The sequence below is a fragment of the Ulvibacterium marinum genome, from assembly GCF_003626755.1.
In the GTDB taxonomy this organism is placed as follows: domain Bacteria; phylum Bacteroidota; class Bacteroidia; order Flavobacteriales; family Flavobacteriaceae; genus Ulvibacterium; species Ulvibacterium marinum.
Map to the genome: position 1 here is coordinate 1,252,256 of NZ_RBCJ01000003.1, position 17,361 is coordinate 1,269,616.

A 17,361-nucleotide genomic window follows, 5' to 3' on the forward strand; every position below is an offset into this window, starting at 1 on the left:
ATTTGTTGGTACTAACGTTTCTGAACCTACAGGTTTTTTATCTTTACGAGAATACGTTTGTTCTTGGTTTCTTGTAACAATTGATTTATTTTTTTCAAGTGTGCGTATTCATCTTTAGGGATCATTTCCCTATTGATTTCGTAGTTTGATTGAAGTGTGACCTGATTTTTTCCAACCAACTCCAATTTAAAAAAGTACTCTCCAAAATCATTTTTAAAATCGATGTTGTACCCATCAATATCCAATATTTCAATATTATTTTGAAATTTAAATATTGCCATTAGATAATCTGAATACCCATAATCGAGATAATAATTAAGATCGGCAGTGTCGTGTTCAGTTTCAATCTGATTATGTTGAACCAACTTATCAAGAGAAATACTCACCATATTATCAGTTAAAAAAGACATGGCACCTTTAAGAGTTCCCTCGGCTTCCATTCTAAAACTAAAAGGTTTAGCGTTCTTTAGGATGGTTTTGGTAACTGTATCAATCTCTATTAAGTCTTCATCACCCTCAAATTCTTCCAATGCATTGTAAAAATCATATACTTCTTCGTCTTGTGCCAATAGCTCAAAAAACGCCTTCAACTCCGTATATAATCCCCCGGACACAGAAAATCTATATTTGATTGGTGTTTCTTTTTTTTCCAAATTCACATTACTGTAAAAAACTTGTTTTACATAATTATGATGTGAGCTTGTTCCGGGTAGTTTGACCGTGTTTACCGTAACTGAATCCGCAACTGCCAATTCAAGGTCATAACCAATGAATCTGTCTTTTTTCTTAATTTTTTTTGTCAAATAGGGCTTAGCGATAACAGCATCGGTATTATAAATTGAAGTCGGGATTTCGTTAATTTGATACTTGTAGTAAGCTTCGTGAGGATAAAGCAGGTTCATAACGCCTTTATCATCGTTGTAAGCAAAAAATATATGATCATATTCTCCTTTTCTGATGTAATGAGGGTCTATTTTCCCAGCTCGCTTACTTCTGGCGAATACGGCCCAATATTCAATCCCCAAATCCTCTAACAATTGCCTATACAACCTACGGATGCCAAGTGGGTTAAATCGTTTTTCCTTTAGAAAATAACCGTTGGATTTCAACAATTCGTCTTTTTTAGGCGGTTCCATTTGGATGTTGTTCAGAACATCCTGGTGCAAAAGAGTGAATTTATGGTATTTACTACTGTCTTTGGCTTCACCAATAACACTCCTTTTCCATCTATTATAATAAGATGAGTTTTTATTGTCCAACGAAACGGGCTGCGTTATAAGATTGAATTCCTGATTATATACATCTTTCCATTTTCTAAATTCGCTATCCCGTTTTTCCATTGAATAATACATGTATGGTAACTCACAGGGTATACAGGAGTTGTTGTTTTCCTCTAGGCCCTTGATTTTTTCCATTTTAAACAAGCAATAAATCAATGTATCGTTTGATATTATTTGAGGTTCGGGAAACTTATTGTATACCTTATATCGTACAAGGAGTTCCGGGTCCGATTTAATTGAGTATTCCGTGTTCAAGCTTGGTACTTCCGAATATAAATTCACGAAATCCGTCATCTCCGGCACTTTAACGTAGTCTCTATAGGTATAGGAGGTTTCAATAGTATCTCCAGGTTCTACGCCTGGAATGGGATAGTTTATTGGGCCTAATTTCCTGTCACCGGACCTGGTTTGAAACACTTTACTAGAGTCCAGCTCTATAACTGTGCCATCGGCTTTTAAGGTCTTAACCTCAATCTCATCTAAGTTATTACTTATGTACTCATTCAAGTTTAAGTATGCAAACCTATTAACCCCAGCTCTGCTGTTAACAACCAATTTGTTGTTTATCGAAACATATCTTCTGTAGCTTCCCCATGCTTTGGCGTAGGCAACATCTGTGTAAGAATACTTTAGATAAGCATCAGATTTTTTGCAATATTCAAGAAAGTTGGAATTAGGAATGCTATCATTTGCTAAAATGCCTGTTGGTAGCAAAATCAGCACACAGAAAGCAATATGCTTTTCAACCTTTTTTCTTAAGAATGATAGGGTCATTTATAACATTTTTGAAGGATGTCAAAATCTTGTTTATAGCTTTAGAATTTTCCTTGTTGACTAAATTGTAATCACATTCAAATTCATATTCAACCCATATAATGAAATCGCTTGGATTGGTGATTTTTAGTTTTAGAGAAACTCTTTCGTCGGAAAATATGTGTTCAATTGGTTTAAAAGCCTCAAATACCTTGTTCATTTCAATTTTTAAATGCACTCTCTTACTTAAATTGCTTCCCAAGTGGGTTCCCTCCAGCAGTTCTCCCCTTTCCTGTGTTTCCAAGGGTATGGGTAAAAAATCAAGGAATAGAACTCGGCTTCCCGAATCATTGAATATTTTTCCATTAATTGATAGCTTTCCTTTTGCGTCGACCATATTGGTTTGAGGAGATATACTGAAATCTTCAATGGACTGATTGCCAAAAACCGATGTGAAATGTTTTTCTATTGAAGCATTTGTTTTTTTCTCATCCAAGTGAATGAACCCACGCCTTAAAAAATTACCTGAAATTCCATTATAGCTTACTTGAAACCCACCTACCAAAATTTTATCCGAACCTTCCTTTAATTCTATGTTATAGTCTATTAAATTCTGTCGGGGGGTAAACCCCTGTGCTTTGTGCCACTCTCCACCACTTGGATTAACAATCAGTATTGACCGATTTTGTATGCTTTGAACAGGTGTTTTGGGAGAGTGAATTGGGTCCGTCGGATCCAAAATAATTGGGATATCATTTAAGTATGCCATGCATACCACATGGTTTGCAGAACTCAATGAAGGAAAATCACAATCGCTGATATGATCATAGGTGGCAGCAAGAGCAATATGACTATTTATCCCTTTGTAGTTTAATGCTTCCGAAAGAAAGTTTGATAAATCCTTGCAATCACCCTCCTTTTGTGAAAAAACCTCATTGGCGTGAGTAGGGATAAAAGCGCCCATTCCTATTTCAATGGCTACATATTTAAAATTATTCTTCACATAATTATATAGAATGTCAAGTATGTCCGAAGGTTCTGATTTTCCTTTGGTTAGTTCGTTAATCTTATGTATCACTTTTGGGCTAAGTCCTCTTTTCGCTTGTACTTTTTGCAGATACCAATCATTCAGATATTTCGTCGCATTGTCTTTGTATGAAGCTGGTACCACGATGGTCCTCATCAAAGGAGATTTCTTGTTTCGATAAATTCCAAAAAACGCCAAGGGGTCGGGTTCTATCCTTTCTGGAACAACTTCAATGTTCCATTTGGTCGTACTATCCATACTGATGGAATCCATGCTGACATATTCGAGCGATTCCTCATATATTGCATTATGAACGAACTGGAAGGTGTCAGGGACTTGTAGCTTATATTTTAGGGTATCTACTTTGTTGTATGAAAAAAATCGAAGATCTGAAAAATACATCAGCTCGTCGCAGTCAACAGTGTATGAGATTTTTGACTTGGACCCCGGAGGGATAATGATTGTCTTTACTTTTTTGCTTGCAATATATTCAAGTTCCACATCATCTTCTATGATGACTTTATCTTTTACAGGCTTAAAGCGTTTTCCCTTTTTGGAATAGACTTGTATATCAGATATTTTTTCAAGTTCGTTATCATAAAAAATTGGATACAAAACTTCTTGCTCACTCTCTTTTATCACTACACTCACATGTTTCACAAAAGAAGTGTCCTTTTTTATTATGATATCCTCTACTCTATTTTCTATAGATATGTTCTGAGCGATTCCCTGAACTGAGGTGACAAATAGGGAAAGTAAAAAAAATGACTTTATAGAGGAACTTCTCATGAACTTAGTCATTCTGATATTTAATTATTCATAGTAAAATTACAAGAACAAATACAATTTTTTGACATGGGCAACTATGTTTTCTTGGTAAATAGTGAAAGAAAAAATGTGTCTGTAATGTATTTTTAAAATCATGGTCTTGGCATATTTCGAATCAATCCTCTATTTTAACTTTAATTGTAATTATTTTCCATGATTGTTTTGCCACACGGAAAAAGCAGCCCTTTCCATTCCATTTTCATCCAGAAGACCGGTATCTCTCCATAGCTGTCCAAGATCCTTAACTTCTGCGGGAAAAGTTTCCCAAAGGGCATCATAATCCCGGTGCACCCACCAAATAATGAATTCGTAAGTTTGGGTGTCGGCATGCTCCAACAAAGTTTCGAGATAAACGTTTTGTTCGTTTTCATTGCCGTCAATGGATACATTTAGATTTGGAATCACTAAGTTTTCTGCAATATGGGCGGTTTCTACAAAGGCAATCGGAGGGACGGCTTGGCTGTGTAAAAAGTCCAGCGCCTCCTGGAACTCGGTTTTTGAGCTTAGATTTTTCAAAAAAGGGTAGAAGCTGATCGCGACAAAGTCATTTTGATTTACATGATCCATGATGTCCCCAATATAGGTTTGCGGATCTGAAACTTCGGGTTCGTACAAATTATGTAATGAAATTGATTCTGAAATCTTTAAATCAGGGTAGGACTGCTTAATTCTTGTCTTAACATCAAAAATCAAGTTGGTATAGGAGTCCCATTTTTCTGGAGACCTAAGCCGAAGCTCATTGACTTCAATAGCGATAACCAGATAATCCGGTGCAAATGCATCCAATAAGTAGCTGATATGCTTAAAATACGCCTCCCTGATATGAGTATCATCAAGGTTATCGTAGGCAGGTATCGTATTGTCAAAATCCGAGGCCAGTTCATCCCTGTTCGAATTCAATAAGCTGACGGAAAGCAATAAGGATTTTTCGGAAATTTTTCTGTTGGCGCGCCCAATCATTTCGTTGGTGAATTCCGATGGTAATGCCAGGTCGTTGATCCATGCATTCCAAGGAATGTTGTTATCTATATGTTCAGCGTATATATCGGCATTACCTCCAATAAATGAATAGGTGTCATTTACATCCTGCAGATTGGGCCCATAACTCCATGTGGTAAATCCCATCTTAAAGTCCCTGTCCGATGCTATTTCAACACCCGGCTCATCCTTGGAGCAGTGGGTGAGAAGGCATATAATTAAAGTCGCAACTATGGTATTCTTCATTCGTATAGTATTGTTACTAACAATAGTATAACTAACGGTTTTGTGTATGATTAGTTGCGCATTACCAATAACAATTTTTTCAGGCTTGTAGTATCCTTTTACCTATGTTTTGGTTTAGTCAATTAAACCGCCGTTGCCTAAATACAAGTTTGACGGTCGTTTTTTGCATTCATTCGGTCTCGGGGTAATCAAAAAAAACTATGCTATCGTTCTCATCAAGATAAACCGTAGTAAATAGGGTTTTAATACTGTTCAATCTATAGTATTTTAAAGTGTGGATTTTTTCATTAAAAAAAATTACTTCTTCTTTTTGAATGTTTTTTTCTCCTAAATAGACAATTGACTTGGTTTTGGAAATCGATTCTTTTACTTTTTTGGAGTGGTAAGAAAAAGGAAATGACTTACTAACATTTTCATTCTCTTGATTCGAGTTTATGTTTTGAAAGAAATTCAAATGAATATTTGTCAATTTCGTTTCTTCATCCGTAACAGGTGTTTTATTTGATAATTGTTGCAATTGTGGATAGTATACAGATGCGATTTCCTGTGCTAGCGAAAAATTAGCTCCACCGTATAAATTGCTTAAGACGATAACTACGAATCTGTGCTTTGGTATAACAATGACTTGACTACTAAATCCGGTTCTGAAACCACCACTGTGTTCGGATATGGCAATGCCACCCAAAGGCCAGTTCATTAAACCGGCGCCAGTTGGAACAAATTCTCCATTGTTAAGCGTAGATGGTTCGAAAATAATTTTTTTTGATGGTTCGCTAATAAGCTCATTGTAAAGTAGGGCATTGTAAAATTTCATTGCGTCCATTGTTGTTGTACGAATACCAACATCCGCTCGTCCGTATGCATTTGGGGCAATTAATAGGCCATTGCCTAAGCCAGAGACTCCACTATTTAACGTATTGGAATCATAATTGAAATATCCCGAAACCCGGTTTGGTATTATCTTGTATGGATTGTCTACATAGGTTTCTGTCAGATTTAGGGGAACAAAAATGTTTTCCTTTAGAAATTGTCCATAGTGCTCTCCTGTTACTCTTTCGATAATAAGTCCCAGCACAAACGGGCCACAGGAGTAAGAGTAGCTTGAACCAGGTTTGAAAAGTAATTCCTGGGCAAACAAATGCTTCAGGAATAGGCCACCGGTTTGCGTTTGAAGGAACAATTGATTTGATTTATTCCAGTCATAAAGTGCCCAATCATCCACCAAACCAGAGGTATGGGTTAGAAGATGTTTAATGGTTATTAAACCCCAAGAGTCGGGTGCTTCGGGTATGTACTTCGTGATAGTATCATTTAAATCTACTAATCCTTTTTCCGCCATTAACAGGATCGCGACTGCAGTATATGTTTTGCTCATAGAGGCTATGGCAAAAACTGATTCATTGGTTACATCCGTATCTGTTTCTAGATTTGCCTTACCATAATACCCCTGTTCAATTACTTTTCCTTCTTTTGCGATCAGAAAGGCCATTCCCGGAATTTTTTTGGACGTTATTCTTTCCTTGATTATTTGATGCACCATACCTTGGGCATGAACAGTGGAATATTGAAGTGATATTGTAAGGAGTATGAATACTATTCGTTTCATTTTTACAATGCTGCAAATGGTTTTGTATATGAGCCGTAGTGAATTTTAAGGACTACTTTTCAGATTATAATATACTTTAATTTGATCAAAAGCGGTTCGAGTAAGCATTCAAACTGCTATTGCCTACAACATTGTTGCATGTAGTTATTTTTTTATATCCACCAACTCCAATGCTTTATGATAGGCTTCAATTCTTGCGTGTGCAGTTCCGTCAACTAATAGGATAACTATCAACATAGCAATTGTTATAATGCTAATTGCTCTCCAAGTTGGAGTATGAATAAATAAAATTAGTAATGTGGCTATGATAATTAAAACTGGAATTATCTTAAATACAACTGTGTACTCTTTCATTGTGCTTTCAGAACGTTCAATTTCGGACTGAAAAAAGGCTGATGCATCTGCCTTAAACGCATTTTCAAATTGGGTAATCCTTGATTTATTTGTGAAAAACAAACCAAGTCCTATTGTCATAAGCAATAAACCTGCTACCAAGGTTGGAATGATATATGCCTTTGCCAAATCCGTTTTTCCCAACTGCCAAAATCCGATACTGGCGATTAAAAATAAAATTGCAAAAAAGATGAAGAAACGTGTTGAGAAGACTTCGGCCTTCGCCCATTCTGTAGCTAGCTTTAATAGTTCCATGGTCTAATTTAATTTGTATTTTCCTCTATATTCCGTTGGACTTATACCTTCTTTCTTTTTGAATAACCTAGAAAAATAAGGTGGATATTCAAATCCCAATTCATACGCCACTTCTGAAATACTCTTATTTGGCTGTAATAATATATTCTTTGCTTCATCGATTAAATGCAAGTGTAAATGTTCCATTGTGGTTTTACCTGTTTCTTTTTTCAGAGTATCGCTTAAGTAACGTTGTGAAATAGACATTTTATCAGCGATTTGTTCTATACTTGGAATACCTTTTTCTTGCAGTTGTCCTGATTCAAAATATTCGGATAAATACTGATTAAATTGCTCTAACAAATCGTTGGATAATTCTTTTCTGTTTAAAAACTGTCTTTCATAGAATCGATCGGCATATTTCAATAACGTGTCTAAGTGAGAGATGATGATTTCTTTACTGAAGGCATCTTGATTGTTTTGATATTCAATTTCAATATTGTTTACTATTGATTCTATTTGCTTTTCTTCTTTGGGTGAAAGGTGTAATGCCTCATTTATTGAATAAGAAAAGAACCCATATTTTTTTATTTGTTGCGCTAGTTCAGTTCCTTTCAGAAAATCTTCATGAAAGTTTATTGAAAAGCCTTTTTGCTCAAAAACCACACTGTTGTCCCATTGTAAAACTTGTCTTGGTGCAATGAAAATCATAGCACCATTAGTGAAATCGTATTTTGTACGTCCGTAATTTAAATTTCCTTTCACATATTTTTTTAAACTAATGGAATAACAATCATTCATTATTGGTGGTGAACTTTCTCTTGGGCAAGGCAAGTTACCATCACCTTTTGAGTTAAATACACTCAACATAGGATGTTCTGGTCGAGGTAGTTCTAAATAATTTAGATATGATACTAAAGTTTTAAAATGTTGCATACCAAAATTTAGATATTCCACCTTGCACCCGTTTCTTTTTCGGAAAGATTCCAAAGTCTTTTGGCAATGGCTTTATCTTTTGCGTGTGGCTCTAATTTATGTTCTCCAACTGGACCTGTCCAATTGTTCCTTCCTGTTGGACCGTAAAAACTACTTTGATCTAAATTTGATTCTGTTGCACACATCAATTGAGGGTAAGCACCTTTTTCAGCCGATTGTACAAACGGTGACAATTTTATAAGTTGCCAAACAAATCGAGTCAATATACTACCGCTTGTTCTAATCAATGATGTTCGGGAAGCTCCTGGATGACAGGCATACACTTTTACATCGGATTTTCCGACTTCTTTTAAGCGATCCTGTAATTCGTAAACACACATAATTTGTGCTAATTTACTTTGGCTATAAACAGCATTGGGATTATAATTCTTATTCCAATTCATATCGTCAAACTGTATGGTTTTAATCCCTAAATTATAACCCATACTACCTACCACAACTATTCGTCCTTTTGATGCTTCAATTCGTGGGTAAAGCAGGGCCTGTAACAAGAAATTACTATAGTGGTTTACACCAAGCTGACTTTCAAAGCCATCAACAGTAAGCGTTTGTTTTGGTACTTGGGCAATTGCAGCATTGCAAATTAGAGCATCAATTTTAGGTGCATTTTTAATAACTTCTTCGGCCGCTTTTTTTACGGAAGCTTGTTCTGCTAAATCCATTTTAATTGCTAAAACTTCTATAGGGTTTCCAAGTTCTAGTTTTAATGTTTTAATGCTTTCTTCAACTTTCTTTGGGTTTCTATTAAGCATTACCACCTTTGCTCCTTTTGACAGCAATATCTTTGTTGCTTCAAATCCCGTTCCACTTGTAGTGCCTGTTATCACGTATGTTTTTCCATGCAAATTTCCAATTCTATCCGGTGTCCAACCTTTTTTACCAAACTGATTTGTATTCATTTTGTTCCTCTTTTAAAGATTAAAAGAATAGGACAAAGGTCGGTTATAGGCAGTCTTGTTTCCTTATACGGATTTTCGAATGTTGTATACTTTTTGGTTTGTCATAATTACACACAGCGATCTCGGCTATGGTTAGTTCCTTGTTTTAGGGATTAATTTTACAAGCCCGCCTGCCGCAGGCAGGTATACACAAAGCTGAAAATCCGTGAGGATTTTCGGAAGTGGGCGAGAACTAGCAATTACTTATAGCCATTATTGTGTCTAGTTGTTTTTTAAATCCGTTTGATGCTTTTCCGAAAGACACGGTTCGGCATATTCTAAAACTCCATCATTCTCATATTCTATCAATATTTTTTTGATTTCAGAATAGTTTACATCTTTTAAAATCTCCATTGAAAAATAAGAGTCGTTCATTCCTTCGGATGTACAATTCAATTCCTTAAATCGGTTTCGTATAATTTCTTTGTCAAATCCGTTTTTAGTTATTATGACTAAAACAATTGAGTTTCCAGAGTGTTTTATTGTCTTTTGGTAAGTCAGCATTTGTTCCGATTCGTCAAATTCCGCATAAAATTCATCATCAGTCGCAATTAGTGGTCCATAAAACGGAATGTTGTCCAGTTTGTAGATTCCATTTTCTTTGTCAATTTCCTCTGCCCACATTGTTTCCACAGTCAACTCGTCCAAAACATTGCTATGGTATTTGAATAAAACTTTCTTTTGTTTGACTTCTTCCATTAATGCTTCTATTTCTTGAATTTAAATTTCACTTTTTGTCCATCCTTCAAGTTTTCCGTTTGTTTTCCTAAACTTCCAGAAAATAAAATTAATTCCTTGAATGGGACTTTTCCATAATTCGATTTTTCATATTGTCCGCTTACTAGAGTTGGCATTTTAAGACAGTATTTTTCATCTGATTGTAATTCGCCTACTACTGATTTTGCTGATTCAATAATATTTGCCATCTCCCAATCTTCAATAAATTCTGAATCAGCCAATAAATGCTCAAAATCGGATTGATTTTCCGCTATTTTTAAACAAGTCACTTCTTCAGGGCAGATTCTCCAATATTCGTTCTTATCTGTTTTGAAAATTACATTTCCGAAATCATTTGTACGAATAAGTTCAATGGCATTAAATCCTTTCCAATTCCAGGCTTTATTTATATCAGCAATCATTTTTTCAATTAGGCACAACGCTAAAGCTATGGCCCGTTTTAATGGGTTATGGCAATTGTTGGGTCGCAGTTTTTATTTTTCCCCTTACAACATAGTTAAAAACGTAGTCTGGCCGGCTTTTCCCCCTACCGTGGCGGATTAAATGGTTATTAGTTTTAAAATTAGTAAGAATCTAGCAATGAATTATACACCGTGTTGGCAACAGTATTTATTCGGTTACTATTTTGAAATATTTCATATTGTGTGTAATAGATTCTCCAATTTCTACTTTTTTTCCATTGTATGTAGCTTGTCCATTTTCGCAAAGGCTATTACTCACTTTTAAAATCAAATTGTAACCACGCTTTTTCTTATTTTTTCCAATTATCGTTCCTGTAACAAGACAACCAAAGGCGGTACTATCTGTATATGCTGACCAAGACTCTGACGGCACTTTTACAGTATCTCCGATTTCAAGTTCTTTAAATTTTGCTTTAATCTGTTTCTTGGTCAATTTATGTTGTCGACGAATTTCGTCAAGTTCTGGAAAGTCAGGTTCAAACCTTCGGCTAACACAAGTTTTTTCGGTTTTGAAAAGTCCTTTCTGGAAGGCTTGAGAGTGTAACTCGGGTAATTTATCAAATTCTTTTTTACGAAGCCTATCAACCTTTCTAGGTGACATGAAATCATAGGTGGCAGCCAAAAACAAGATTATTTCTAGTGTTTCACATTCCTTTGGAACTGTAATTGTTGCCCATTCATAGCCAAGTCCTGCGAAAATAAGTTTATCCGTTTCTTTTGGTAGTTCAATTTGGAAATAACCATTAAGGTCAGTCTTTTCAATTTCAATTGTGTCTTTGTTAAATACCGTTATTCCAATTGCAGTTTCCAAAAATTGGTCGACAGTCCTACCACTTAAAGTCTGTTGTCCAGATGCGGAAAAAATGCAAAAAAAGAATAAGAAGTAATAAGTTATTCTAAATCTCAATTTCGTCTTTCAATATTGTTGCCAACGGTTCGGCTATGGCAAGTAGGGCAGGCAAGGGAACTTTTCCTTTCTGTCTGTGCACTTAGCCAGAGCTTTTTGTTTTGTAATTATTTTTATCTTTTAATTGCCAAATCCAAAAGATTTTGCGGACTCAGCAAACGCACCCAAGCCTTTAGATTCAGACATTTTTGCCCTATTTGCTATTAGTATTGTTAGCTACTGGCTTTTTCTTTCTATCCAATGATAACATCGTAATCCTTAATTAATGCCCTCATTAATTTTTGTCCATTTTTTCCAAGGTCCTTATTTTTAAGTCCAAGGTCTTTCCTCATTTCTACCATAATTTTGGTCATCAACAAAAGGTGCTGTTTTGAGTCCGTTTTCTCATCTTCATTTTGCTGATACATAAATTGAAAATAATCTGAAAATGCAATTATAACTTTTGGAGATGCATAAAGCACATATTTTTTATAAAACTCGTACAGGTCTGTCAACATTTTATTCGGGTTATTCCTTTTATTTTCTTTTGTATTGGCAAAAATTCCGATTATTAAATTAACATATTACTGATAAATTTCACGTCTCTCTTTTGTTATTTCATTTGTAAGCTCTTTTTTCTTTTCAATATTACTCTTGATTAGATAGCCAATTCCTGCTCCAATTAAAGGAAGAGTTATTGATAAAACGGTTATTATTGTCCGAGAAGTCATAGTCTATTTTAAAAGAAATAACGATAAATTCCAGCTATACCAATTATAAAGAATATTACCAAACTTCCAATTATTTCGATACTATAAGATTTCAGCCACCAATTATCCATTTTTTTAGCTTGTTGCTAACTTGTTTATATAGCTATAAAATACATCTTTATACACCATTCCTCTACAGATGTACGTACCTCCGTTCGTAAAATACACCTTTCAAAATACAGCTTTTTGTAGATTTTTCTTATCCATTCATTTTGGAGGTTTCCAAAACTTTTCCACAAAGGGCAGGTAAATGCCAAACCCGCTCTGGTTCTCTCAACATTTATAGCTTTTTTAGATAGACCTACAACCAATATAACTTTTGCTTGGCTCTATTTAATTTCATTTATTTGAGATTCAACTTTTATTATGGATTATGGACGAAGACTATCTTAAAGGAATAGGCAAAATATGGACTAAAAAAGATGTACCAGCTAACATGGTGGATAGTGAAGCTATTAGTGATGCAGTAGATTCCATTTATGCCTACCTAACTAATTCCAGTCCAAAGTCTATCCTAGTATCTGGAGATAAGGGCGTGGGCAAGTCTGCCCTTATAAATCTAGTGTCCAAAAAACTGAAAGCCCATGGTTGGTTTATTTTCACGGCAACGGCTGGTAACATTATGGCTGGTCAAAGATACATTGGGGATTTGGAACAAAGTATCCAAAATGTACTTTCCGAACTGACGGATGGCAAAAAGAATTTATGGATTGTTCCTCGATTTCAGGAATTATACTATGGGGGTAGACACGAATACTCCCCCGTAAGTATATTAGATCAAATTCTACCCTTTGTAGAAAGTGGGGAATTAAAAATTATCGGTGAAGTAGACACAAACAGTTTAGAAAAGGTCATTCAATTTCGGCCACAGATACTAAGTTGTTTTGAAATTGTACGGATAAGCCCATTATCCAAGGAAAATACACTCGCTTTGGCCAGTGAATGGATTAAAAAGGATGACAAGAATGGACTATGGGATAGTTTCTCTGCAAAGGACTTGGATGAAGTATTCTTTTTATCCAATCAGTATCTTTCCTTTAAGGAAAATCCTGGATGTCTATTCGATCTCCTGAAGCAAACCAAAAAGCTTATTCAATTAGGAAGTGAAGAAGGCAAAAGGATTCAATTGGCCCACTTTTTAGACGCCCTTTCAAACATCACCGGATTACCCAAAAAGATTCTGGACGATACCGAGAAATTGGACCTTGAACATCTTAAAAACCACTTTTCACAAAAGGTAATTGGTCAAGAGGACGCGGTGAATACCATAATAGAAAGAATAGCCATGATAAAGGCCGGATTGACCGATCCAAGTAGACCGGCAGGAGTTTTTCTGTTCGTGGGGCCTACCGGAACAGGAAAGACAGAAGTGGCCAAAGCATTGGCGGAATATCTGTTCGGTTCGGAGAACAAGCTTATACGTCTTGACATGAGCGAATTTCAAACCCAGGAATCTATGTATAAAATTTTGGGAGATGCTTCGGATACTGCAGAGAATACGGCTTTGGTAAATACGATACGAAGAAAACCTTTTTCGGTCATTCTACTTGATGAATTTGAAAAGGCACACCCAAACATTTGGGATCTTTTCCTTCAAGTCTTTGATGACGGAAGGCTAACGGACCAAAGGGGATCCATCGCAGATTTTAGGTACTCGATTATCATTCTTACGTCTAACATTGGCGCCAGTCTGCCCGTGACCAATAGAGTAGGATTCAATACCTCTGAGGATGAACGGATCGATGGCAATATGCTCAAGGCGATCAACCAAACATTTCGGCCGGAGTTTGTCAATAGAATCGATAAGATTATCATGTTCAATCCTTTGACCAAAGCGATCGCAAAACAAATCCTTAAAAATGAACTGGGAAAAGTTTTGGCAAGAAGGGGACTTCGGCGAAGGGCTTGGGAATTGGATTTTGAAGATTCGGCCTTGGAGTTTTTATTGGAAAAGGGTTTTTCGAGTTCTTTGGGGGCAAGGCCTTTGAAGAGAGCAATAGAAAAATTCCTTTTGGCTCCTTTGGCGGTAACCATAGTCAATCACGATTATCCAAAAGGGAATCAATTCTTGTTGGTTAGTCCGGCTAAGCAAAAACTCAAAGTGGAGTTCATCGACCCTGATGAGCCTGATTTTACGTGGAATCAGAAAAAACAGATACTTGAGAAGCAAGAGGCCCAATCCAAAGTACTTAATTTAAAAGAAATAGTAGCCAATCCCAAAGGAGTATTGTCCGAGTTTAAGCTGATTGAAAGAAGATTGATAGAATTACAAAAGGTTATTTCCAAAGAGCATTTGTTACAAGTTAAAGAGGATTATCTAGGAGAGATGGGCTCAACCGAATTTTGGTCCAAACCGGAACGATATGAAATACTATCAGAAATAGAATTTATAGATCGATTTGAGAGTGCTTATGAAACCACGACCAGTTTATTGGAAAGATTGAAGGGACGCAACAAAGAAAGACTTTCCTATGATTCCAAATTAATCAGGAAACTAGCGCAGCGCCTATATTTACTAAATCAGGCCGTGAATTCCTATGTAAATAAAGAGCCTCAGGATGCTTTGATAAGAATTAAGTACAAAAAGTCTGATAGGGAGCATGGAAAGAAAATTGAGAATATGTACAGTTCTTGGTCAAAGCATAGAGGTATGAAAATGGAATTGATAAAAGAATCATCTGAGTCAGGAGAATGCATTTTTATTTTTTCGATCGTCGGTTTTGGAGCATATTCGCTTTTAAAATCAGAATCTGGCTATCACGTTTTTGAAAACCGAGGTTCCAAGGAAAAGGACATGATCAAGACAAGGATTAATGTAAGTGTAATAACCATGACCAATGAAGATCATAGGTCAATTAATACTACGGGAATTTTGACCAGATTTTCAAAATCCGGTATTTCAAAAGTTGTAAGACGCTATAGAATGGACAAATCACCAGTGATCAAAGATTTGAAAAACCGTTGGCAAACCGGTAAAGTGGAATATGTGTTAAATGGAAATTTCGACTTGTTTTAATTTCCTTCTAGACCAACGCATTATTAATTAGCGCAGGATTGCTGTCCGATTTTTGTAGCGTTCCGGAAGATAGGTTCCTAGCAAAAACAGTTTGGGAACAATCACATGGGCCGATTCCTAAATGTGGGAGGAGATCAAAGAAAACAATCATGATAAAGAATAATATCTAAAGCTATATTATAAATTTTTGAATGAAATAGAGTTGTAAGTTTAGATCCAGATGTTTATGCTTCCCGGTCCATCTAGTTTTACTGAAGCAAAATATTTCTTATTTTCTCACGTTATTCGGATTATGAACTCAATGAAATTCCCCCTTCTGGTTCTATTCTTTTTAACGGTATGTGCGGGCTTTGCACAAGCGACTAACTATGACGAAAGTTATCCGGGCGAAGATGTTATTACATTGGAGCTAGAGAAAGGAATTCAGATTAGAGAATCAAGAGGAAAACTGATAATTACCCAAAACGTCCGTAAAAAAAATCTTTTCCTTTCCACAAACACACTAAAATTTACTGAGGATGAGATTAGTTACAACACGTTCAATCAGATTACGGCCATAAGCGCAAATACCCAAAATTTAGAGAATGGAAAGATAAAATACTATCCGGTTACTAACTTTTTAGACAAGGATGTATTGCTAAACAATGTTTTCTTTAATGATCAAAAAGAAAAGAAGGTTATCTATTCGAATGTAACCAAAAATTCGATAACTGATTTAAGCTATAGAATGAGAATCAAAGATCCTCATTTTATTCCACCCTTTATTTTTTGGAGCAAAACCCCAATCGTAGAAGCGAGGGTTTCCGTGAGTTTTCCCAACCATGTCAAAGTCGCTTTTCATGAACTGAATTTAAACACTATCGATGTAAACTTCAAAGAAGAAAGTGAAGATGGGATTACAACCTACTCATGGATTTTGAATGAAGTTCCCGAGGTTGACCGATATTATGATTTTTCTCCACTGTATTATATTCCTCAGGTTATTATTTATGTTCACTCCTATAAACATCGGGGAGAGACCATTTCAATTTTAAAGAATACAAAGGATTTGTATCAATGGTACAGATCCTTGATTTCCAGGATAAACGAGGATGAACAGGAGGAACTCCGAAGTATTACTAATGCTTTGGTGCAAAACTCTAATACACAAGAAGAAAAAATAAAAAAAATCTATTATTTCGTCCAGGACAGAATTAACTACATAGCATTCGAAGATGGGCTAAACGGATTTATTCCAAGAGATGCGATTCAAATATATAGAAATAAGTATGGTGACTGTAAGGATATGGCCAACATCCTTAACGAAATGTTGCGGTATGCAGGAATTGATTCATATTTGACCTGGATAGGTACTAGGGCCAAACCGTATTCTTATGAAGAAGTTCCTACCCCCTTTACGGACAACCATATGATTACCACGGTAGTAACACCAAATAAGGACACGGTTTACCTAGATGCAACGGCCAAGTATTTGGCCTATGGCTATCCTTCACCTTTTATTCAAGGAAAGGAGGCACTAATTGGGATATCGCCTTTTACCTACTCTATAAAAAAAGTTCCAGAAGTTGCTGCAACCAACAACGGTATCCGTGTTTCCAGCGTACTACATATACAGGATGAAAAACTTAGTGGACGGCATTCAGCTAAACTATGGGGATATGAGAAGTTAGAAATTATGCACAAAATTGAAAACAAAAGTGAGGAAGATCTTGATTTCATATATCAGAACCTTCGAATAGGAACGAAGCAGACATCATTTAAAGATATCAACTACGAAAATTTGGAGAGAGAACGGGATAGCCTTTCAATTTCTTTTGATTCTGAAACTCGGGGGTATATAAAAAGGATTAATAATAAGTTGTATATAAAACCGAATTTAGACCGTTATTTAATAAATAGTCTGGTAAAGGACGAACGTAGGATTTATGACAAAAAGATTGATTACAAATACCATAAAACCTTTCACACGGTCATACATATTCCAGATGGATATGTTTTAGGCTCATTACCGGATGATGACAACTTTGAAAGTGACGATTTTGAATTCAATATCACTTATAAAAAACAACACGATCAGATTATTATTCGGAAGGAAATTCTAGTGAATACTTTAAAAGTAACTTCCGAAGCCATTCCAAACTGGAATACATTTATAAAATCCCTACTCAGGGCAAACAAAAAAAACATTATCCTTCATCCCAAAACCTAGGG

The 17,361-nt window shown here is 35.7% G+C and carries 13 protein-coding genes; 2 read left to right on the plus strand and 11 right to left on the minus strand.

The features are described from left to right. Window positions 1-26 precede the first annotated feature (26 nt). The 11 genes from D7Z94_RS18670 to D7Z94_RS25975 all read right to left on the minus strand — a co-directional run bounded on the left by D7Z94_RS18670 (window position 27) and on the right by D7Z94_RS25975 (window position 11,882). Window positions 27-2,054 carry a DUF3857 domain-containing protein gene (locus tag D7Z94_RS18670; protein ID WP_120713060.1) on the minus strand — a complete coding sequence of 676 codons (2,028 nt, stop codon included), beginning with the start codon at window positions 2,052-2,054 and terminating at the stop codon, window positions 27-29. Further along, complete coding sequence (locus tag D7Z94_RS18675) at window positions 2,023-3,849, minus strand: transglutaminase-like domain-containing protein (RefSeq protein WP_120713061.1); 1,827 nt, start codon at window positions 3,847-3,849, stop codon at window positions 2,023-2,025. Before D7Z94_RS18675 ends, D7Z94_RS18670 begins: the two co-directional genes overlap by 32 nt. A 183-nt stretch (window positions 3,850-4,032) precedes the next feature. Next, window positions 4,033-5,112: a hypothetical protein gene (locus tag D7Z94_RS18680; RefSeq protein WP_211341807.1), complete on the minus strand. Its 1,080-nt coding sequence runs from the start codon at window positions 5,110-5,112 to the stop codon at window positions 4,033-4,035. 169 nt (window positions 5,113-5,281) lie between these two features. Continuing rightward, entirely contained in the window at window positions 5,282-6,718 is a 1,437-nt protein-coding gene (locus D7Z94_RS18685) for a serine hydrolase domain-containing protein (protein ID WP_120713062.1), read from the minus strand. A 144-nt stretch (window positions 6,719-6,862) separates the two neighbouring features. Further along, on the minus strand, window positions 6,863-7,366 hold the full coding sequence (locus D7Z94_RS18690; RefSeq protein ID WP_120713063.1) for a hypothetical protein: 504 nt from the start codon (window positions 7,364-7,366) through the stop codon (window positions 6,863-6,865). Between the two features lie 3 nt (window positions 7,367-7,369). After that, a complete protein-coding gene (locus D7Z94_RS18695) occupies window positions 7,370-8,281 on the minus strand; it encodes a helix-turn-helix domain-containing protein (protein ID WP_120713223.1) in 912 nt (303 codons plus the stop codon). Between the two features lie 8 nt (window positions 8,282-8,289). Continuing rightward, on the minus strand, window positions 8,290-9,240 hold the full coding sequence (locus tag D7Z94_RS18700) for an SDR family oxidoreductase (protein WP_120713064.1): 951 nt from the start codon (window positions 9,238-9,240) through the stop codon (window positions 8,290-8,292). A gap of 261 nt (window positions 9,241-9,501) precedes the next feature. Continuing rightward, window positions 9,502-9,978, minus strand: coding sequence for a DUF4265 domain-containing protein (locus D7Z94_RS18705; RefSeq protein ID WP_120713065.1), 477 nt, complete (start codon window positions 9,976-9,978; stop codon window positions 9,502-9,504). 8 nt (window positions 9,979-9,986) lie between these two features. Further along, the gene (locus D7Z94_RS18710) at window positions 9,987-10,418 is read right to left on the minus strand and encodes a T6SS immunity protein Tdi1 domain-containing protein (RefSeq protein WP_120713066.1); all 432 of its coding nucleotides are present in this window, start codon (window positions 10,416-10,418) and stop codon (window positions 9,987-9,989) included. A gap of 208 nt (window positions 10,419-10,626) precedes the next feature. Beyond that, complete coding sequence (locus D7Z94_RS18715) at window positions 10,627-11,289, minus strand: peptidase associated/transthyretin-like domain-containing protein (RefSeq protein WP_120713067.1); 663 nt, start codon at window positions 11,287-11,289, stop codon at window positions 10,627-10,629. Between the two features lie 329 nt (window positions 11,290-11,618). Then, complete coding sequence (locus D7Z94_RS25975) at window positions 11,619-11,882, minus strand: hypothetical protein (protein ID WP_245967245.1); 264 nt, start codon at window positions 11,880-11,882, stop codon at window positions 11,619-11,621. A 625-nt stretch (window positions 11,883-12,507) separates the two neighbouring features. On the opposite strand from D7Z94_RS25975, the gene D7Z94_RS18725 reads away from it, so the two are divergent. Then, window positions 12,508-15,150: an AAA family ATPase gene (locus D7Z94_RS18725; protein WP_120713068.1), complete on the plus strand. Its 2,643-nt coding sequence runs from the start codon at window positions 12,508-12,510 to the stop codon at window positions 15,148-15,150. A gap of 301 nt (window positions 15,151-15,451) precedes the next feature. Continuing rightward, complete coding sequence (locus tag D7Z94_RS18730; protein ID WP_158594686.1) at window positions 15,452-17,359, plus strand: DUF3857 domain-containing protein; 1,908 nt, start codon at window positions 15,452-15,454, stop codon at window positions 17,357-17,359. Window positions 17,360-17,361: the final 2 nt, after the last annotated feature.